The organism is Luteimonas composti (assembly GCF_042678665.1).
In the GTDB taxonomy this organism is placed as follows: domain Bacteria; phylum Pseudomonadota; class Gammaproteobacteria; order Xanthomonadales; family Xanthomonadaceae; genus Luteimonas; species Luteimonas composti.
On record NZ_JBHTKU010000002.1, the window covers coordinates 1 to 19,589 of the forward strand.

At 67.4% G+C, this 19,589-nt stretch carries 19 protein-coding genes; 6 read left to right on the forward strand and 13 right to left on the reverse strand.

Translation table 11 applies throughout. The annotated features are described in order from the left end of the window. Positions 1-157: 157 nt before the first annotated feature. The 6 genes from ACFQ2D_RS04700 to ACFQ2D_RS04725 form a co-directional block, all read right to left on the reverse strand. On the reverse strand, positions 158-502 hold the full coding sequence (locus ACFQ2D_RS04700) for a hypothetical protein (RefSeq protein WP_386795553.1): 345 nt from the start codon (positions 500-502) through the stop codon (positions 158-160). A 397-nt stretch (positions 503-899) separates the two neighbouring features. Next, the gene (locus tag ACFQ2D_RS04705) at positions 900-1,739 is read right to left on the reverse strand and encodes an AbiJ-NTD4 domain-containing protein (protein WP_280943702.1); all 840 of its coding nucleotides are present in this window, start codon (positions 1,737-1,739) and stop codon (positions 900-902) included. A 409-nt stretch (positions 1,740-2,148) separates the two neighbouring features. Then, positions 2,149-2,589 (reverse strand): DUF7832 domain-containing protein, encoded by a 441-nt coding sequence (locus ACFQ2D_RS04710; RefSeq protein WP_280943701.1) that lies wholly within the window; start codon positions 2,587-2,589, stop codon positions 2,149-2,151. A 1,016-nt stretch (positions 2,590-3,605) separates the two neighbouring features. Further along, positions 3,606-4,088 carry a hypothetical protein gene (locus ACFQ2D_RS04715; RefSeq protein ID WP_280943700.1) on the reverse strand — a complete coding sequence of 161 codons (483 nt, stop codon included), beginning with the start codon at positions 4,086-4,088 and terminating at the stop codon, positions 3,606-3,608. 54 nt (positions 4,089-4,142) lie between these two features. Continuing rightward, positions 4,143-4,430: a hypothetical protein gene (locus ACFQ2D_RS04720; protein WP_280943699.1), complete on the reverse strand. Its 288-nt coding sequence runs from the start codon at positions 4,428-4,430 to the stop codon at positions 4,143-4,145. A 125-nt stretch (positions 4,431-4,555) separates the two neighbouring features. Then, entirely contained in the window at positions 4,556-4,807 is a 252-nt protein-coding gene (locus tag ACFQ2D_RS04725; RefSeq protein WP_280943698.1) for a hypothetical protein, read from the reverse strand. A 903-nt stretch (positions 4,808-5,710) separates the two neighbouring features. On the opposite strand from ACFQ2D_RS04725, the gene ACFQ2D_RS04730 reads away from it, so the two are divergent. Then, on the forward strand, positions 5,711-6,721 hold the full coding sequence (locus ACFQ2D_RS04730) for an integron integrase (protein ID WP_280943697.1): 1,011 nt from the start codon (positions 5,711-5,713) through the stop codon (positions 6,719-6,721). Here ACFQ2D_RS04730 and ACFQ2D_RS04735 read toward each other — a convergent pair. After that, positions 6,681-7,160, reverse strand: a complete 480-nt coding sequence (locus ACFQ2D_RS04735) for an Lrp/AsnC family transcriptional regulator (protein WP_280943696.1) — start codon at positions 7,158-7,160, stop codon at positions 6,681-6,683. The genes ACFQ2D_RS04730 and ACFQ2D_RS04735 overlap by 41 nt on opposite strands. A 155-nt stretch (positions 7,161-7,315) precedes the next feature. On the opposite strand from ACFQ2D_RS04735, the gene phhA reads away from it, so the two are divergent. The 3 genes from phhA (at position 7,316) to ACFQ2D_RS04750 (ending at position 11,995) form a co-directional block, all read left to right on the forward strand. Further along, positions 7,316-8,206, forward strand: coding sequence for a phenylalanine 4-monooxygenase (gene phhA, locus ACFQ2D_RS04740; RefSeq protein ID WP_280943695.1), 891 nt, complete (start codon positions 7,316-7,318; stop codon positions 8,204-8,206). Positions 8,207-8,436: 230 nt separating this feature from the next. Next, the gene (locus ACFQ2D_RS04745; RefSeq protein ID WP_280943694.1) at positions 8,437-9,633 is read left to right on the forward strand and encodes an amino acid aminotransferase; all 1,197 of its coding nucleotides are present in this window, start codon (positions 8,437-8,439) and stop codon (positions 9,631-9,633) included. 205 nt (positions 9,634-9,838) lie between these two features. Continuing rightward, positions 9,839-11,995, forward strand: coding sequence for a TonB-dependent receptor family protein (locus ACFQ2D_RS04750; RefSeq protein WP_280943693.1), 2,157 nt, complete (start codon positions 9,839-9,841; stop codon positions 11,993-11,995). Here the strand turns inward: ACFQ2D_RS04750 and ACFQ2D_RS04755 are convergent. Continuing rightward, positions 11,926-13,371, reverse strand: a complete 1,446-nt coding sequence (locus ACFQ2D_RS04755) for an FAD/NAD(P)-binding protein (RefSeq protein ID WP_280943692.1) — start codon at positions 13,369-13,371, stop codon at positions 11,926-11,928. The genes ACFQ2D_RS04750 and ACFQ2D_RS04755 overlap by 70 nt on opposite strands. Before the next feature lie 140 nt (positions 13,372-13,511). Between ACFQ2D_RS04755 and ACFQ2D_RS04760 the strand changes: the two genes are divergently transcribed. Next, positions 13,512-14,213, forward strand: coding sequence for a 2OG-Fe(II) oxygenase (locus ACFQ2D_RS04760; RefSeq protein WP_280943691.1), 702 nt, complete (start codon positions 13,512-13,514; stop codon positions 14,211-14,213). Between the two features lie 15 nt (positions 14,214-14,228). On the opposite strand, the gene ACFQ2D_RS04765 is transcribed toward ACFQ2D_RS04760, so the two are convergent. The 5 genes from ACFQ2D_RS04765 to ACFQ2D_RS04785 form a co-directional block, all read right to left on the reverse strand. After that, positions 14,229-14,669, reverse strand: a complete 441-nt coding sequence (locus ACFQ2D_RS04765) for a response regulator (RefSeq protein ID WP_280943690.1) — start codon at positions 14,667-14,669, stop codon at positions 14,229-14,231. Continuing rightward, positions 14,659-15,669 carry a sensor histidine kinase gene (locus tag ACFQ2D_RS04770; protein ID WP_280943689.1) on the reverse strand — a complete coding sequence of 337 codons (1,011 nt, stop codon included), beginning with the start codon at positions 15,667-15,669 and terminating at the stop codon, positions 14,659-14,661. Before ACFQ2D_RS04770 ends, ACFQ2D_RS04765 begins: the two co-directional genes overlap by 11 nt. Before the next feature lie 107 nt (positions 15,670-15,776). Next, positions 15,777-16,877, reverse strand: a complete 1,101-nt coding sequence (locus tag ACFQ2D_RS04775) for a PA0069 family radical SAM protein (protein ID WP_280943688.1) — start codon at positions 16,875-16,877, stop codon at positions 15,777-15,779. Positions 16,878-16,976: 99 nt separating this feature from the next. Beyond that, on the reverse strand, positions 16,977-17,609 hold the full coding sequence (locus tag ACFQ2D_RS04780) for a response regulator transcription factor (protein ID WP_280943686.1): 633 nt from the start codon (positions 17,607-17,609) through the stop codon (positions 16,977-16,979). Then, positions 17,606-18,709: a sensor histidine kinase gene (locus ACFQ2D_RS04785; RefSeq protein ID WP_280943684.1), complete on the reverse strand. Its 1,104-nt coding sequence runs from the start codon at positions 18,707-18,709 to the stop codon at positions 17,606-17,608. The genes ACFQ2D_RS04780 and ACFQ2D_RS04785 overlap by 4 nt, the downstream gene beginning before the upstream one ends. A 164-nt stretch (positions 18,710-18,873) precedes the next feature. Here ACFQ2D_RS04785 and ACFQ2D_RS04790 point away from each other — a divergent pair, with 164 nt between their 5' ends. Then, entirely contained in the window at positions 18,874-19,569 is a 696-nt protein-coding gene (locus tag ACFQ2D_RS04790; protein ID WP_280943683.1) for a hypothetical protein, read from the forward strand. The last annotated feature ends 20 nt before the right edge of the window (positions 19,570-19,589 follow it).

Consider the following 19,589-nt stretch of genomic DNA (forward strand, 5'->3'; position numbering starts at 1 on the left):
GTTGCGTCGGCTGTCGATCCGGCTGGCAGGCAGCCAAGAATGGAGCGATCAATGCAAACCTGAGGCTTGCGGGAATCTTCATTGCGCCCCCTAACGCTTGAGTTAAGCCGCGCCGCGAAGCGGCGTCGGCTTGAATGAATTGTTAGGCGGCATGATCTTAGTTATCAACTCGCCAGTGAACCGGGATAGGGATGTCAAAGATCAGTACGCCATCTTCAATAGAGAAAGGCAGATCCTCCTGATGCCAATCTGTTGAGTCCAAATCTTTGCAACCTGCATAGAACGAGGACATGAACTCTACACTCACGCAGCCAGATTTCCCGTCATCATCTAGCTCAACCTGCTCAATCTCCACACTGTCATCTACTAGCTGGACTCTACCGTCATCAACATCTATCGCACGCTCAAATAACGGCTCAAACTCTGTTTGATGCTCCAGAACAAGCTTTCCGATTTCATCTGCATCAATCTCGTGATGCCTGCTGGGAAGCGCAATCTTCACCAGCAACCTTCCCGTCGTCATAGTCTTCCCCTGCCGCCTAACACTTGAGTTAAGCCGACTTGGCCCGCGCAGCGGGGCAAGTTCGGCTTGAACGAATAGTTAGGGCGCCGGCGACAGAACTGCCGGACCCCGTTGCCGGAACTGTACGCCAACCGATCGCCCTACAGGGCTTGCCCAGAGGCAACTCGGCAGTCGGTCGCCCCGTGGAAGACCGCCAGCCAGCGGCTCGCGCCTGGAGCCGTCGGGAACGAAGTTGCTGCGCGCCGATCTGGAGCGGCAGGCTTGCGCTAGGAAGGTGGAGCTGCTGCGACCACATACCGGTCATGGGATGCCTCAGCGAGCGCCCTAACACCTGAGTTAAGCCGCGCCGCGAAGCGGCGTCGGCTTGGACGAATTGTTAGCTTTGCGGCGACGACGCCTTGCCCGCCAAGTAGCTGACAAATGCAGCGCAAGCGACAAGCATGAACTTGGCATCCACGAAATCCAAGTTCGACTCGTCTAACAGTGCGTGCCGAATCCCATGTGCATCTGACGTATAGCCGTAAAGGGAGCTTAAGCTGCGATTGAGCGCAGGATGCATTGGAGCTACCTGAGATATAGAGCGTAGTGCCTCGCCAAGGCTCGCAGACGAGTTATTGGTTAGCGACTGGGCGATAGACTCGACGGAGCTGATGGATTCCTTAATAGAATTACGATAGTCAGGGCTTTGCCTGTCACTAAGGAGTTCCAGTGCGCGCTGCAGATGCGCGTGTGCGCCCTTAAAGGCGCTCGTGTCACTCAATGCCTGGTCAATCGCTTCCAGCTCTGTAGCGGACGTAATCGGCGTGATGGTGCAGTCCGCGAGTCGATAGCCGGCCATTTCCCGCTCAAGCACCTCATTGCAGGAGGCAATGAAGGCAGGGCGACTCTTACCGAGTTTGCTGCAGAGAAACTCAACGAAGTCGTAAACCTCAAACCATTCGGCTTCAAAGAAGAAGCCTCGGACGGCTTGGATCGCCTCCCGGGTATACATGGGTACCTGATCCACTGGGATCTTGAAGAACTCACGCCAGCACGATCGAATCAACTCGTAAAGGTTGGACGCAGAGGTGTATGACTGGCCTCGATAGGCCTCGTGTGAGTCCCAGATGATGCTTTGGATGGAGTTCCAGAGCGAGTTCCGCAGTGCTTCGTCCATCGACTCGACCTGGATCGAAGACCGTGCGCTTCGGTAGCCGTACTTCTCTGAAAACCGCATCGACCTCTCCAAGCAAAGCTAACACCTGAATTAAGCCGCGCCGCGAAGCGGCGTCGGCTTGAATGAATTGTTAGGCCAGCGGCTAGCGAACACGGACATACCCCGGAACGCATGAAACACCAGACCTTACATTGACACGGTTGCCGATGCTTAGATGGCGAGAAGACTCGTACTCTTTTTGGGATGCGAAGAGCACGTAACCATTGGGGTCACATAGAGCGCCCGGAAATTGATCAAGCGGCATGAACCAGACTCCATCCTTGTGATAGCGAACCTGCCTAGCTGGAACTCGCCACTCCTTTTGGAGTTGCACACCACTGTTTGTTCTTTGGCCAGTCATTCCTCTCTCCAAGCGGCCTAACGCCTGAATTAAGCCGCGCCGCGAAGCGGCGTCGGCTTAAATGAATTGTTAGCCCGCATTTGCGCGCCACTCCGAGAGCCGCCTGTCCAGCACGGGTTTGAGCTTGTCGAAGTTCTCCCAACTGTCGGTAACGTAGTACAGGCTGTTTGGGCCGTCAGGAAGCCCTTGACCAAGGGTGCGCTCGTAGTCTGCCAAGTACTGACCACTGTCGAAGTTGAAGTAGTGTGCAGTAAAAGCATTTCCCTCGTCAGACAAGTCCTCGTCCGTGAACTTGCCATCGCAGGCAGAGAGGAAGAAGGCTCCAGGCGTTACAGCACGATCTTTTAGCTTTGGAATGTCCTCAGGGAAGTCCGTGATGTGTATGTCCCCCGAGAGGCCGGACAAAAGTGCCCATGCGACGTACATGCCAGTATGCGTGGCACCAGCCTCACCTGTGAGGTCTGCTGGAAACTCTCCGCCGTAGTGCCAAGATGCGTCGTCGTATTTCATGCGGGCTAACGCCTGAATTAAGCCGCGCCGCGAAGCGGCGTCGGCTTGAATGAATTGTTAGGCCCCACACCGATGCACCTCATATCAACCGGTGCCACCCGCTGTTCGGACCAATACGTTCAAGTGTCTCTGTCGTCGCATAGAACTGACCAAGCCCGCAGTCTTTGCAGACGACCCAAGTGAATCGCGCAGAACCCGCAAACTTGCTCAAGCCAGGCAGTAGATCGCCAGCCTCGGAGCCCAAGAACGATCTTATTGGAGGGCTGCGAAAAAGTTTATCGGAACCGCAAGAGCATTGTTGTGGTTGCATAGAACTTCCTTGTGGGGCCTAACGCTTGAATTAAGCCGTGCCGCGAAGCGGCATCGGCTTGAATGAATGGTTAGGCCCCGACACCGCGACCTGCTAGGTGAAAAGCATAACGACAAGGAGGCCTAGGCATACGACCACGAGAGCTTGTAAGACCCAACCCAAGATATGTTTGCGTAGTAGAAGCTTGCCGGAACCATAGGCAAGTGCGGCCAACAGAACGAGAAGAAGGCCGGGAAAGACAGCCATAAGGCCGCCGTGGGAGTCGCCGGGAAGCGGGTGCCAGGGAGATGTTGCCAAGAAGACTCCCCATGCGGCCAGCGCAGCTGACAGTATGAAGTCAGAGTAAGCAATTGCTCGAGAAAGACCGCGGCTTGTCTGCATAGGGCCTAACACTTGAGTTAAGCCGCGCCGCGACGCGGCGTCGGCTTGAATGAATGGTTAGGCGTCACGACGCCGGACTCCTGCGATCACCAAGCTAATAAATATCACGCCAGCCGATGCGCCGAAGAGTGGCAGTGCCGCATACGCGTTCTCAACCGACACTAGCGGCAGATTGTGGACATTTGCGCTACGCGCGGCTGAGCCGACGAAAAGAAGCGGACTGACCACCAAGGTCAGAAGGGCCGATATGCCCGTGGCTAACAGGGCGCTGGAGAGCTTTTCTCGAAGTGTCCCAGATCTCATCTTGTGGGGCCTAACGCGTGAATTAAGCCGAGCCGCGAAGCGGCTTCGGCTTGAATGAATTGTTAGGCATGCTGCCCTGGATGTCGCCGGGTGCAACACACGTAACAAAACATCCTGTGTACGGATCTCCGCCGGTCTCGGTGATGGCCCAGTGCCAGTCGACTATGGGGGTGTCCGTAAGCAGGCGAACTGCGACATTGTTGCTGAACGTGAGCAGCAGCGATGAGTCCGCGAGAAGCTCAACGGCCGAGACTGGGGCGCTAAGACACGCGGCTATGACCGCACTTTTTGCGATGCACCCGGAATTGGCGGTGGACTGTGCAGGTGGGTAGGCGTCTACGAATGTGGAGTTGATGCTTGTCTCGTCAGGGGAGGTGATCTCTCGAGCGGAGAGCACGAACCCGTCAAAGTAGAGATCGAAGCCATCTCCAACCGCAAAGCGCGAATAGAAGCTGCCGACAAGGGCGCTTCTAATGCTCTCAATCTGCGACAGCGCTTGTTGCATGCCTAACGCCTGAGTTAAGCCGCGCCGCGAAGCGGCGTCGGCTTGAATGAATTGTTAGGTGTCATTGCCGACCACCGGCTGCTTGTCGTACCAAGACTCTGAGTGAACGTCAGTCTTGGCAGCGACAATGAGAGACTCCAGTTGCGACACGGGAATCCGAACCCGATGCCCTGATACAGCGAGCTCAAAGAACAACGTCTCATCCGTGTCATCAGCAACAAAGCTAGCGAAGTAATGCTCCTGACCTGAGATCTCACAAGACAACTCAAGCTGCATGCCTTCGCCGTGCAGCCCCGCCCATGTGGTTCTGATGCCTTTCAAGATGCTGGAAGAGTTGCTCATGACACCTAACGCCTAAGTTAAGCCGCGCCGCGTAGTGGAGCAAACCATATGGCAAGCTTTACCTGCCATATGGTTTGCGTAACGAAGCGGTGTCGGCTTGAACGCATTGTTAGGCGGCTGACCCATTACTGGACGCCGCTGGGTGGACCAACGAGGGACTCAATGCCCTCATCCCGTATGGTGCGCGTCGCCTCATCTAAGGCGGCCTGATCCGTTGCAAATAAGTCATCCCAGACGGTGGAGTTGTTGAACTCATCAACAGCCTCAAGCGTCCAGTCGGTGTCCGGCCCGCGATAGATCTCCACGCGGACGGTATGCCCTTTGTCGGTGATCGACTGGCAAAGCGGGGACATTACAAGTTGGTAGTCGTCTTCCATTGCCTTCTCAATTTACGATGTGGTTACTCAGCTGCCTAACACCCGAGTTAAGCCGCGCCGCGAAGCGGCGTCGGCTTGAATGAATCGTTAGGCCGCATGCTATCGAAGTTCGTATCGCACATAGTTGTTCCACTCATCGATAGCGTCCTGGGCAGCCTCTTGGTGCTTGCGGATAGCATCCTCCTGCTCCTCTACGAAGTCATTGATGCAACGTTCGTAGTCCTCAACCTCATTTCTGAAGTTCTGTATCTCCCAATCCGAGGTGAACTCGTAGGGCTTGTATGGCTTCGAGCAGGAATGCGATGGTGTAAAAATGTCTGCGTGCGCTGACGGTACAGCACCGACGAGCAATATGGCTGCGATGACTCGGATGTACATAAGCCCTCCCCCTGTGCGGCCTAACACTTGAGTTAAGCCGACTTGGCCCGCGCAGCGGGACAAGTTCGGCTTGAACGAATAGTTAGGGCGCCGGCGACAGAACTGCCGGACCCCGTTGCGGGAACTGTACGCCAACCGATGGCCACACAGGGCTTGCCCAGAGGCAACTCGGCAATCGGCTGCCCCGTCGAGAACCGCCAGCCAGCGGCTTGCGCCTGGAACGGTCGGGGGCGAAGTTGCTGCGCGCCGATCTGGAGCGGCAGGCTTGCGCTAGGAGGATGGAGCTGCTGCGACCACATACCGATCATGGGATGCCTCAGCGAGCGCCCTAACACCTAGTAGTCCCCATAAACGGGGTGTAGCGCCGAGTATTCAGCCTCGGGCATCCGCGGTCAATTCGGTGAAATCCTACCCCGGGCCAAGGACTTGCCCGGTGTGCGTGCGCTATCCCCTGCTGCATTCTTGGATAAAGCGCCCCCCGAAGTGGGGGAGTATTTTTTATCGACACGGAACCGTCTGATAAACATGGACGCGAAGGAATCGCGTGCCCCGCGGCTGTTCGACGAGGTTCGCCGCAGGATGCGGTTGCATCATTACAGTCTGCGTACGGAGCGCGCCTACCTGGGATGGATCCGCCGGTTCATTCTGGCCAACGGGCGGCGCCATCCCAGGAACCTGGGCGGCCGCGAGGTCGAGCATTTTCTCAGCGTGCTCGCTGTGGAAGGCAAGGTGGCGGCGAGTACCCAGAACCAGGCGCTGTCGGCGCTGCTGTTCCTGTACCGGGACGTGCTGGAGGTGCGGCTGCCGTGGATGGAGGACGTGATCCGCGCCAAGCGGCCCGCACGGCTGCCGGTGGTGCTGTCACAGGCCGAGGTGGCGTCGCTGCTCGCCTGCATGGATGGGCGCAACGGGCTGGTCGCGCGCCTGCTGTACGGCACCGGCCTGCGCCTGATGGAGGGGCTGCGGCTGCGGGTCAAGGACGTGGACTTCGCCCGCAACGAGATCACGGTCCGCGATGGCAAGGGCGGGCGCGACCGGCGCACGCTGCTGCCGGCCTCGCTGGCGGCTCCGCTGCAGGAGGAGATCGAGCGGGCGCGGATCCTGCATCGGGATGATCTCCATGCCGGCTTCGGCGAGGTCTGGTTGCCGCACGCGCTTGCGCGCAAGTACATGGGGGCGGGCCGGGAGTTCGCCTGGCAGTACGTATTTCCCGCGCTGCGACGCTCGGTCGATCCGCAGGACGGGTGCGTCCGTCGGCACCATCTGGACGATGCCAGTCTCTCGCGCGCGATCCGGCGGGCGCGGCTGCGCGCGGGGATCGACAAGCCGGTGTCGGCGCACACGCTGCGGCACTCGTTCGCCACCCACCTGCTCGAAGCCGGATACGACATCCGCACGATCCAGGAGCTGCTCGGGCACAAGGACGTCGCCACCACCCAGATCTATACGCATGTGCTCAACCGCGGCGGCCGCGGCGTACTCAGCCCGCTGGACCTCAGCCCGGCGACGGCAGCGGCAGCCCGCGATAGGCCTTGACCGTGCGCAGCACGAAACTCGAATTGACGTCGGCCACGCCGGCCTGCGCCAGCAGCTTGTCGAGCAGGAAGCGCGAGAAGTGCTCCAGGCTCGCCACCGCGACGTGAAGCAGGTAGTCCATGTCGCCGGTCAGGGCATGGCAGGCGATCACTTCCGGCCATTCGTTGACGTGGTCACCGAACACGGCGATCGACGCTGCGTCATGCCGGGCCAGGTGCACGCGCACGAAGGCCTGGAAGCCGATGCCGAGGCTCTCGCCGTCGAGTTCGGCGCGGTACCCGGCGATCACGCCTTCGCGCTCCAGCCGCTGCACGCGGCGCAGGCAGGCCGAGGCGGACAGGTGCACGCGTTCAGCCAGTTCGGCATTGGTCTGGCGGCCGGCGCGCTGCAGCTCGGCCAGCAGCATCAGGTCGGTGCGATCAAGCGCTGCCGCGGCCATTTCATGCTCCGTTTCCAGGATTTCTGCAAGTATCTTGCGTCGGTCACGGTGGGACGCGCAACTTCGCAAGCCTGTTGCGCACGTGCCGCGATACCCTGCGGAGGCCACCGCCCTCCCCGTCCCGCCCGCGCGGGACCCAGCGCCGGAGACCCGCCATGTCCGCACAGCCGCGCCGCGTCGAGAACCTGCACACCGACAAGGGCAAGGTGCCCGTCTATGCCACCGGCATCGTCGAGCAGCCCTGGGACGACTACAGCGCGGAGGACCATGCCACCTGGGCCACGCTGTTCGCGCGGCAGCGGGAGATCCTGCCCGGCCGCGCCAGCGACGCCTTCCTGCGCGCACAGGATGCGATGGGCATGAGTCCGCACGCGATTCCGAAGTACGCCGAGCTCAACCGCGTGCTGGGCGAGGCCACCGGCTGGCAGCTGATCGGCGTGGAGGGCCTGCTGCCGGAGCTGGATTTCTTCGACCACCTCGCGAACCGACGCTTCCCGGTCACCTGGTGGATCCGCAAGCCGGGACAGATCGACTACATCGAAGAACCCGACCTGTTCCACGACCTGTTCGGGCACGTGCCGCTGCTGATGGATCCGCGCTTCGCCGACTACATGCAGGCCTACGGCCGCGGCGGGGTCAAGGCGCACGCCATCGGCCCCGATGCGCTGCAGAACCTCACGCGGCTGTACTGGTACACGGTGGAGTTCGGGCTGATCCGCGAATCCGGCGGCCTGCGCATCTACGGCAGCGGCATCGTCTCGTCGAAGGGCGAGTCGATCCACGCGCTCGAGAGCGATGCGCCCAACCGCATCGGCTTCGACCTGGAGCGGATCATGCGCACGCGCTACCGCATCGACACCTACCAGAAGACCTACTTCGTGATCGACAGCTTCGAGCAGCTGATCGAGGCCACGCGACCGGACTTCACCCCGATCTACTCGCGCCTGGCCGAGCAGCCGTCGGTCCCGGCCGGCGAGGTGCTGGCGGACGATGCGGTCCTGCACCGCGGCAGCGGCGAGGGCTGGGCGAGCGACGGGGACGTCTGAGCGCCGGGCGCTTGCGCGGCGCCCGCATCAACGAAAGCAGGCACGCGCGGCCCGCCGCGCCGTGTGCGCGGCCGGACTGGCGACGGGTCCCTCGCGACAGGCAGCCGTGCCTGCGCCGCGGCAACCGTTCCGTCCGCAACGACCCGGGCCGCAGCGCGCGCAACTGCTAGAATCGTGCGGTTTTTCGCCGCGTGCCGGCGCCCTCCCTCCCTTCTGCGACGACTGCTGCCGTGTCCTTTTTCGCGAATGTTGAACTGGTCCCCGGTGATCCGATCCTGGGCCTGACCGAAGCCTACAACGCCGACACCCGCGCCACCCGGGTCAACCTGGGCGTGGGCATCTATTACGACGAGGACGGCCGCATCCCGGTACTGGGCGCGGTGCAGCAGGTCGAGCGCCAGCTGGCCGAAGCCAGCAAGCCGCGCGGCTACCTGCCCATCGACGGCATGCCCGACTACACCCGCGCCACCCGCGACCTGCTGTTCGGCGCGGACTCGGCGCTGGTGGCCGAAGGACGCGCGGCGACCACACAGACCATCGGCGGCAGCGGCGCGCTGCGCGTGGGCGCGGAGCTGCTGAAGAAGACCCTGCCCTCCGCGCGCATCGCCATCAGCGATCCGAGCTGGGAGAACCACCGCGCGGTGTTCGGTGCGGTCGGCTTCGAGGTCGTGGACTACACCTATTTCGACGCGGCCGCGCACGGGCTGGATTTCGACGGCATGCTCGCCGACCTGCGCCGCCTCGAGGCCGGCACCGTGGTGCTGCTGCACGCCTGCTGCCACAACCCCACCGGCGCCGACCTCACCCCGGCGCAGTGGGAGCGGGTGATCGCGCTGCTGCACGAGCGCAACCTGTTCCCGTTCATCGACATGGCCTACCAGGGCTTCGACCAGGGCATCGCCGAGGACGCGCTGGCGATCCGCCTGCTGGCCGCTTCGCCGATCCGCAACTTCGTCGTCGCCAGCTCGTACTCCAAGTCGTTCTCGCTGTACGGCGAGCGCGTGGGCGCGCTGACCGTGGTCAGCGACACTGCCGACGAGAGCAAGCGCGTGCAGTCGCAGATCAAGCGCCTGGTGCGCGCCAACTATTCCAGCCCGTCCACGCATGGCGCCGCGCTGGTGGCGGGCGTCCTCAACGATCCCGGGCTGCGCGCGCAGTGGGAAGACGAACTGGGCCGCATGCGCACGCGCATCCATGCGCTGCGCGCCGGGCTGGTCGAGCGCCTGGCCGCGCACGGCGCGCCGCAGTACGACTTCATCCAGCGCCAGGCCGGCATGTTCTCGTACTCGGGCCTGTCCAGGGCGCAGGTCGAGCGCCTGCGCGAGGAGTTCGGCATCTACGCCGTCGGCACCGGCCGCATCTGCGTGGCCGCGCTGAGCGCGAAGAACCTGGACTACGTGGCGCAGGCGGTGGCGGCGGTCAGCTGACCCTGCCGCACCTGCGCCAGGGCGGAAGACCCCCCGTCGCCCACTGTCCGCTGCGGCTGCGTCGCCGACCGATGGGCGGTGAAGGGTCCGGCATGCCGCGTGCGTGTGCGGGCCGCGGTCGCCGCTACGATGACCGGGTCGCGACGGCCCATTCAGGCCGCGCCCTCGAGACTGCATCAACGCGCCCCGCCCTCCCCGGTTTCCGATGCCCGACGCTTCCGACTTCCCGTACGCCCGCCTGTACGCACAGGGCGCGGTGCTGGGCCTCATCCTGCCTGCCGCGCTCGCATCGGCCGCCCAGGAGCCCGACCCGGTCACCCTGGACCGCATCGAAGTCAGCGCCACCCGGCTGCAGCATGTCGCGCCGTTCGACGTGCCGGCCTCGTTCGACCGCATCGTGCTCGACGGCAGCGAAGCGCGGCCGGGCATCTCGGTGTCGGAAGCGCTGTCGGGCCTGCCCGGCCTCGCGGTGCGCGAACGGCAGAACTTCGCCCAGGACACGCAGCTGTCGATCCGGGGCTTCGGCGCGCGCTCCACCTTCGGCGTGCGCGGCCTGCGCCTGTACGTCGACGGCATCCCGGCGACGATGCCCGACGGCCAGGGCCAGGTCTCGCACGTGGTCATGGCCGGGGCCGAGCGCATCGAGGTACTGCGTGGGCCGTTCTCGGCGCTGCACGGCAACTCCTCCGGCGGCGTGGTGCAGGTGTTCAGCGCGGAAGGCGAAGCGCCGGCGCGCGGCCACCTGCAGGCCAGCGCCGGCCGCGACGCGACGCGCGTGCTGTCGGCCAGCCTGCGCGGCGCCGGCGACACGCTCGGCTATGCGCTGGCGGCGGGCCACTTCGACACCGACGGCTGGCGCGAGCACAGCGCGGCGCGGCGCAGCTGGCTCAACCTCAAGCTGCACGCCGACCTGCCCGGCGACGGCCGCCTGCAGCTGGTGGGCAACCATTTCGACGCGCCCGACGCGCTCGACCCGTTGGGGCTGGACTGGGAACAGGTGCAGGCCGATCCGCGCCAGGCCACGTCGGTGGCCTACCAGTACGACACCCGCAAGTCCGCGCGCCAGGACCAGCTCGGCCTGCGCTGGGAGCAGCCGCTCTCCGGTGGGCACGCGGTCGAGGCGATGCTCTACGGCGGCCGGCGCGCGATCGAGCAGTTCCTGTCGGTGCCCGTGGGCGCGCAGGCCAACCCGCTCAGTTCCGGCGGCGTGATCGACCTGGACAACGATTACGGCGGGCTCGACCTGCGCTGGCGCTGGGCCGGCTCGCTGGCAGGTCGCACGGTGGAATTCACCGCCGGCGGCAACGCCGACCGGCAGCGCCAGCACCGGCGCGGCTACGAGAACTTCGACGGCTCCACGCTGGGCGTGCGCGGGGCCCTGCGCCGCGACGAGCACAACCGCGTCGACAACCGCGACCTGTACGCGCAGGCCTGGTGGCAGCTGGCCGAGCGCTGGTCGCTGCTCGCAGGCGCGCGCCGCAGCCAGCTGCGCTTCGTGTCGCGCGATGCCTACGTCACCGCCGCCAATCCCGACGACAGCGGACGCGTGGACTATGCGCGCACCACGCCGGTGCTGGGCCTGTCGTTCGCGGCCACGCCGGACTGGCGCGTCTACGCCTCCGCGGGCCGCGGTTTCGAAACCCCGACCTTCAACGAACTCGGCTACCGCGCCGACGGCGGCGCCGGCCTGGCCTTCGACCTGGCGCCGGTCACGAGCCGCAACCTGGAGCTGGGCACCAAGTGGCGCAACGGTTCGGGCCTGCGCGTCGACGCGGCCCTGTTCCGCGTCGACAGCGAGGACGAGCTCGCGGTGGCGCGCAACGTCGGCGGCCGCAGCAGCTATCGCAACGTCGGGCGCTCGCGCCGCGACGGCGCCGAGCTGGCCGCGACGCTTCCGCTGGCCGAAGCGTGGTCGCTGCGCCTGGCCTGGACCTGGCTCGATGCGCGGTTCCGCGACGCGTTCCCGGTCTGCACCGGCGCCGGCTGCACCGATCCGTCGGTGCTGGTGGCCGCGGGCAGCGCGATCCCCGGGACCGCGCGCCAGCAGGGCCACCTGCGGCTGCAGTGGCAGCCGCGCGAGTGGACCTTCGCGGTCGAGGCCAGCGGCAGCTCGGCCGTGGCGGTGAGCGACACGGGCGCGCGCCGGGCACCGGGCCATGTGCTGGCGCACCTGGAGGCCGCGCGGGCCTGGAACACCGCGCACGGGCGGATGCGCGGCTTCGCCCGCGTCGACAACCTGTTCGATCGCGCCCACGTCGGCTCGGTGATCGTCAACGAAGGCAACGGCCGCTATTACGAGCCGGGTGCCGGCCGCGGGCTGACGCTGGGGCTGCGCTGGGACTGGCGGGCCGGCGCGGACTGAAGCAGGGCCGCCGATGCAATGCCGGCATCCTGCGCATGCCGCGCCACCAGTACGCCTGCCAGGCGCTGCGCGGCCAGGCGCAGTTCGGGCACCGCGGTGATCTCCCAGTAGCGCCCGCGCAGCAGCGGCCCGAGGCAGTACAGGCCAGGCACCACCCGGCCGCGCGCGTCCACCACCTCGAATGCGTCGCTGGTGTCCAGGCCCAGCTCGTCGGCGTCGGCGCGCAGCATGCCCGACTCGCGCAGCTGCGCGAGCAGCGGATGCGTGGTGCGGGCGACGTCGGTGTTCAGGCCGGTGGCGCGCAGCAGCACGTCGTAGCGTTCATGGCGCACGTCGCTGGCGCCGCGCGGCCGGATCAGCACCGACACGCAGTCCTCGGCGCGCCCTGCCCTCACCAGTCGCCCGGCGATCACGCGCAACTGGCCGCTGGCGCGCAGCGCATGCAGGTGCGCGGCCACGGGCGGCGCGATGCGGTGCCGCGATACCTCCCACCACGCGCGCAGGTGGCGCAGGAACTGGCCTCGCTGCGGCGCCGGCAGGCCCTGCCAGAACGCCTGGGTATGCGGCCGCAGCGCATCGACCAGGGCGCGCCAGTCCACCAGTTTCGACAGGGCGCGGATGCGGCGCAGCAGTTCGCGCAGGTCGTGTTCGGCCAGCGCCTGCAGGATCGCCGGCGGCAGCTCCACCGGCGCCAGCGGCTGCCCGGTATGTTCGGCCGGCAGCAGGCCGTGGCGCGAGAGCGCGTCGATCGCGCCGCGATGTCCGCGCTGGCGCAGGGTGGCCAGCACGTCGGCCATCGTCAGGCCGGTGCCCACCACCAGCACCCGCGCATCCGGATCGATGCGCTCGATGGCGTGCTCCTGCCACGGCCAGCCGATGTAGGCGGGATGGATCGCGAGGCGCGGACCCACGCCCGCCAGCGGCGGCGGCGGCAGGGCGCCCACCGCCAGCACCACCTGGTCGCTGATGATCGCCGCGCCGTCCTCCAGGCGCACGGCGAAGCCGCGGTCGAGCCGCTCGATCGCCACGACCTCCCGGCGCACCGCATGCACCTGGGCGCCCGCCCCGTCGAGCAGCCCGTGCAGGCGGTCGCGCAGGTAATCGCCGTAGAGCTGGCGCGGCAGGAACGCGCTGCGGCCGCGATCGGACAGGTTGAACCAGTCGGCGAAGTCCTCGGGCTGGTCCGGCGACAGGCCCATGTCGCGCGCGCGCACGTTGAGCACGTGCTCCGGCCGTGCCTCGCCGTAGGCCACGCCGCCGCCATAGCCGCGGTCCACGCCCACCACGTGGATGTGCGCGCCGGTCGGCGCCACGCGCTGCAGGGCGGCGGCCAGCGCCACGCCCGAGAACCCGCCGCCCACGATGGTGATCCGCATCGCCCGCTCCCTCATCCCTGTGCCCTGCCTGTCTACGCAGGGGCGCGGCCGGATGCGTAAAGCCGGCGTTATCCGGGCAGGCGCATTGGTTGGGACCACATTGCCGATCGGCATGACGTGGGCGGCGCTACAATCGATGCGTGCAGGCGGCCGACTTCATCGAGGTGTACCCGGGCGCGCTCGATGCCGCGGCCTGCGCCGCGATCGTCGAGCGCATGCGCGCGAGCGATGCGCTGCAGCCCGGCCAGGTCGGCGGCGGCGTGCATCCGGAACTCAAGCACAGCCGCGACCTGTCCATCAGCGAGCGGCCGGACTGGGCCGACGTCGCGCAGGCGCTCAACGTCGCGGTCTACGACGGGCTGCTGGCCTACCTGCGCCGCTACCCGCAGGCGCTGATCGCGCCGCTGATGCTGCAGCACGCCGACGGCCAGGGCGGGCTGCGCCGGCTGTCGGCGCAGGACATCGCCGCGCTCGACGACAAGGCGCTGGGCCAGCTGGCGCGCACCTGCCTGCGCCCGGGCGCGATCAACCTGCAGTGGTACCGCGCCGGCGAAGGCGGGTATCCGTACTGGCACTGCGAGCTGTATCCGCGCGCGCCCGACTGCGAAACGCTGCACCGGCACCTGCTGTGGACGATCTACCTCAACGAGGGCTTCGGCGCCGGCGAGACCGAGTTCCTGTTCCAGCAGCGCAAGGTGGCGCCGCGCACCGGCGACCTGCTGATCGCGCCGACGGCTTTCACCCACACCCATCGCGGCAACCGGCCCGAGGGCGCGGACAAGTTCATCGCCACCAGCTGGATCCTGTTCCAGCGCGCCGAGGCGCTGTACGGCGGGCGCTAATCGTGTTGCGGCACCTCAGCCCGCCACGCGCGGCTGGTTGAGCACCAGCCAGTAAAGGCCGATCTGCTTGACCACGCCGACGAACTGGTCGAAGTCCACCGGCTTGCGGATGTAGCTGTTCACGCCGAGCGCGTAGGTGGCCTCGACGTCGAACAGCTCGTCGCTGGTGGTCAGCACCACCACCGGCAGGGCGCGCGTGCGGGCGTCGCTGCGGATCGCCTGCAGCACTTCGCGTCCGTCGATCCTGGGCAGGTTGAGGTCGAGCAGCACGATCGCCGGCAGCTGCGCGGCGTCGCGGCCCTCGTGCCGGCCGCGCGCGAACAGGTAGTCCAGCGCTTCCACGCCATCGCGCACCACCACCAGCTGGCGGTCGATCCCCGCCTCGGCGAAGGCGATGCGGGTCAGCTCCGCGTCGTCGGGATTGTCTTCGATCAGCAGGATTTCGCTAGGCGTCATGGTGCTCGTCCGGGTCGCGGCCGGTGGCGGCCGGCAGATCGATGAAGAAGGTACTGCCCCCGCCCGGTCGCGACGATCCCCGCAAGCGACCCCCATGGCGCTCGGCGACCTGCAGCGCGATCGCCAGTCCAAGCCCGTTGCCGCCTCCCTGCTCCGGACCGTGCAGGCGCTGGAAGGGCACGAACAGCTTGTCAGCATATCGCATGTCGAAACCGCAGCCGGCGTCGTGCACGGCCAGCTGCAGGCGCCCATCGACCGCCTGCCCCTCGACGTGGATCTCGACGCGCTCGCACAGCGCCGAGAACTTCCACGCATTGCCCAGCACATGACCGAGCATCACCTTGAGCCAGTGCTCGTCGCCCCTGGCCATCAGGCCGGGGGCGATGTCGACGCGTGCAGCCCGATCCGGATCGGCGTCGCCGAGTTCGGCGGCGACCCATTCGCACAGCAGGCTGACGTCCACCTCCTGCTCGCGCAGCGGCTGGCGCGAAGCTCGCAGCAGTTCGAGCAGGCCGTCGACCAGCCGTTCGGCGCGCGTCGCAGCCGCGCGGATGCGCGCGACGTCCGCCATGCCGGCATCCGCCACCGCACCGGACTCCTCCAGCCGCGCCGCGAACCCGGCGATGCCGCGCAGCGGCGCGCGCAGGTCGTGGGAGATGCCGTGGGTCAGGTGGTCCTGCATCCGCTCGACCGTCGCGCCGGGTGCATCGTCGAGCTGCAGCAGCAGGCCCTGCGCCAGCGGCGTGGCCGTCAGGCGCCAGGCCCGGCCATCGCCGTGTTGCACGAGGATGCCGCGCGGTACCTCGCCGCCGGACAGCGCCGCATCGATGCGGCGCGCAGTGGCGGCATCGAACACGCTGGCATGCGCCCGGGTTCCCACCAGGCCGGAAACCGGCCGACCCAGCCGCCGGGACAGGGCCGCGTTCGCCGCCAGCCACGCTCCATCGGGCGCAAGCACGGCCAGGCCCGCATCCGCATTGGCGAATGCTTCCTGGTACACGGATCCATCGAACTGCACGATCGCTCACGTCGCTGCGGCAGGCGCCAACGCGCACAGTCTACGGAAGTTCCTTGTGGAGGTCGGGTGCAGGCAGCGTTAAACGAGGCTCAGAACAGCTGGGGCTGGTCGCCCGCTGCCGGCGGCGGGCGGAAGCGTCCGCACTCCAGCGGCGGCATGCCCTCGAAACCCAGCCGCCGCCGCGCACGCCGGAACCGCGCAGCAATCAGGTCCGCGAACGGCCCCTGTCCGCGCATGCGCGTGCCGAAGCCACTGTCGTAGTCGCGGCCACCGCGCATCTGCTGCACCAGGCTCATGACGTGCGCGGCGCGATCGGGATGGTGCAGCTGCAGCCATTCGCGCCAGATCTCCTTGAGCTCGTGCGGCAGGCGCAGCAGCACGTGCCCCGCCGACCGCGCGCCCGCGTCGCGCGCCGCCTCGAGGATGGCCTCGATCTCGTGGTCGTTGATGGCAGGGATGACCGGCGCCACCATCACACCCACCGGTATCCCCGCCTCGGCGATCTCGCGCATCGCCCGCAGCCGCGCGTGGGGTGCCGCCGCACGCGGCTCCAGCCGCGCCGAGAGCCGGTTGTCGAGCGTGGTCACCGAGAAGTGCACGGTGACCAGGCCTTGGCGCGCCAGCGGCGCCAGCAGGTCGATATCGCGCGTGACCAGCGCGCTCTTGGTCAGCAGGCTGAACGGGTGGCGGAATTCGGCCATCACCTCGATCAGCGCGCGGGTGATGCGGTAGCGGCGCTCGATCGGCTGGTAGGCGTCGGTATTGATGCCCAGCGCGATCGGCGAACAGCGGTACCCCTTGCGCGAGAACTCCGCACGCAGCCGCTGCGGCGCGTTGGTCTTTGCGAACAGGCGGGTTTCGAAGTCGAGACCGGGCGAGAGGTCGAGATAGGCGTGCGAGGGGCGGGCGAAGCAGTACACGCAGCCGTGCTCGCAGCCACGGTACGGGTTGACCGACTGGCTGAAGCCCACGTCCGGCGAATCGTTCCGGCTGACGATGCCGCGCGCGGTCTCCTCGTGCACCTGCGTCTCCGGATGCGGCGCCGGATCGGTGTCGTCGCGGGCCTGCAGGCTGTCCCAGCCGTCGTCCTCGGCGTGGACGGTCGCGGTCTGGTACCGGCCGGGCACATGAGAGGCCGCGCCGCGGCCCTTGAGCGGGGCGGTGGCCACGACCCTGGCTTTGGTCGCCATCGACATCGGTCCAGTGTGCGCTAGCGGCGTCTCAACCGACGCGACACGCTCCCGTGGCGCGCGCGGCCGTCACCGCCGGGGCTCCGCCGCGAAGGCCGGTCAGATCACCCGCAGGGTGATCGCCTTCAGCACCGCGCGGGTGCGGTCGCGGGTACCGAGCTTGTCCAGGATGGTCGAGACGTAGTTCTTCACGGTGCCCTCGGCCAGGAACAGCGAACGGGCGATCTCGCGATTGGAGTACCCGCCCGCAAGCAGGCGGAGGATGGCGACCTCGCGGACGCTGAAGGGCTCGGCGGGCGCGTCGGCGGCGTGATAGCGGTAGCGCGCGCGTACCGGATCGGTACTGACCGGCTGCAGCAGCGCGTCGCCGGCGGCAATGCGCACGATGGCCTCGCGCAGCTGCTCGGGAGCGGCATCCTTGAGCAGGAAGCCCTGCGCGCCCGCGCCGGCGGCGCGCAGCATCAGATCGCTCTCGTCGAAGGTCGTGAGCAGCAGCACGGGAGTCCGGTCGCCACGGGCACGCAGCCGCACCAGGGCTTCGATGCCGTCGATGCCGGGCATGCGGATGTCGCTGAGCACCACGTCGACGGGGGTCGCGGCGAGGCCGTCGAGCAGCGATGCCCCATCGTCCGCCTCGAAGGCGATGGTGATGCCCTGGCGCTCGAGCAGCGCGCGCAACCCCGCGCGCACGAGCGCCTGGTCGTCGGCGAGCGCGATCCGCGGCCCGCTCATGCGGGGAGGCTCGCCTCGATGCGCAGCCCGCCGCGTGCCGACATCGAGAGCGCCAGGGTGCCGCCGGCCTCGGCCAGGCGCTCACGCATGCCCGACAGGCCATTGCCCTCGCGCAGCGGCGCGTGTGCCCGACCGTCGTCCTCGATCGTTACGCCGATGCGGTTGTCCTGCCGCCGGATCGCCACGTCCAGATGGCGGGCCTGCCCGTGGCGGGCGGCATTGGTCATGGCCTCCTGGACCATGCGCATCAGCGCTTCAGCGGTGCCTGCATCCTCGATGCGGACGTCCTGGGCCATCGCCAGCCGCAGCGCGGGGCGCGGGAACGGCGCGGCGATGGCGTGCAGCGCGGTGGCGAGATCGACGCCGCGGTCCTGGCGCAGCGCCTGCACCACCTGGCGCAGGTCGCCCATCAGCTCGGCGGCCATGGTGCGCGCGACCTGCAGCTCGGGGCGTCCGGCCAGCGCCGGCACGTCGGCCAGGGCCCGCAGGTTCAGCGTCAGCGCGGTGAGCCGGTGCCCGGCCACGTCATGCAGTTCGCGCGCGACCCGCAGCCGTTCGGCGTCACGGATGCTGTCGGCCAGCAGGGCGCGGGTGGCGAGGAGATCGGCGTTGACCTGCGCGAGGCGATCGCGCGCAGCCTCCGCGCTGCGGGCGTAGTGGGCCACCAGCGCGGCGAACGCCTGGAAGCCCAGGAACACGCCCACCGCCATGCCCGGGGCGGCGTGGCCCCCCGCGCGGAGCACCAGATAGAGCAGCAGGTTGAGTGCGGCCGCCGCCGGCAGCACCCGCCAGGCCGGGTAGTCCACGGCGAGCGCCGCCACCAGCACCACCACCAGGATCGGCGAGGTGCCGGTGCGCGGGGCCAGGGCCACCACCGCCATCGCGCAGGCCGCGAGCACCGCGTAGCCGGCCACGCGCAGGCGCGGGCGTTGTCCCAGTGCGTCCATCCGCATGAGAACGAGCGCGAACAGGCCCAGCAGGGCCCAGCCCGCCAGCCGATGGCCACCGAGCTCGCCATCGACCGACCAGGCCACGGTCGCCAGCGTCACCAGGGCGGCGAGGTTCAATGGCTGCAGCAGCGGCTTGAGCTGGCCGTGCATGGCGGGCTCCCGGGATCGGGCGGCCATCGTGCTGTGCGCGGCGTGGCGCTGGCAACGCCACCTGCGCAGAAAGTGACTTCCGGCACCCCGGATCGATGACCCCCGGCACTGCGGCCCGGCGCCTGCGTTCCGCACGCTGGCAGGCCTGTCCCAGGGGTGTGGCCATGCCCGGATCCGCCAGCTTCGTCGCCATGCACATCGCCGCCGGAACCATCGCCCTGGGCACGTTCTGGCTGTCGGCGTCACTGCGCAAGGGCAGCCACGCACACCGGCTGTGCGGCCGTGTCTACCTGGTGGCCATGTGCCTGGTGATTGCCAGCGGCGTTCCGCTCACGCTCGCGCGCCTGTCGGCCGGGCAGGTGGCGGGCGCGGCGTTCTTGGGATACCTGCTGCTGCTTGTGGGCACATCGGTGTGGCTGTCGTGGCGCGCGGTCCGCGACCGGGCACAGCCTGCCCGTTACCTGGGCCGGACCTACCACCTCCTGGCGCTGGCCAACCCGCTGGCGGGCCTGGCGGTGCTGTGGCTGGGCGTGGATCGCGGCCAGCCGCTGCTCGCCGGCTTCTCCCTGGTGGGCATCCTGACCGGTATCGACATGCTGCGCCGTCGACGGAGCATTCCGGCACAGCCGCGCTGGTGGCTGCAGGAACACTACGGGGCGATGGTCGCCAATGCCGCCGCCACCCATATCGCCTTCCTGTCGATCGGCCTGCCGCGACTGGTGCCGGTGCTGCAGGGACCGGCCTGGTTCTACCTGGCCTGGTTCGGGCCGGTGCTGCTGGCGGTGGCGACGCGACTCTGGCTGGACCGGCACTACCGCATCGCGCCGCTGCCGCGCGGCAGACCGGTCGCGCACGCCTGACCCCCGCCCGTATTCCGGAG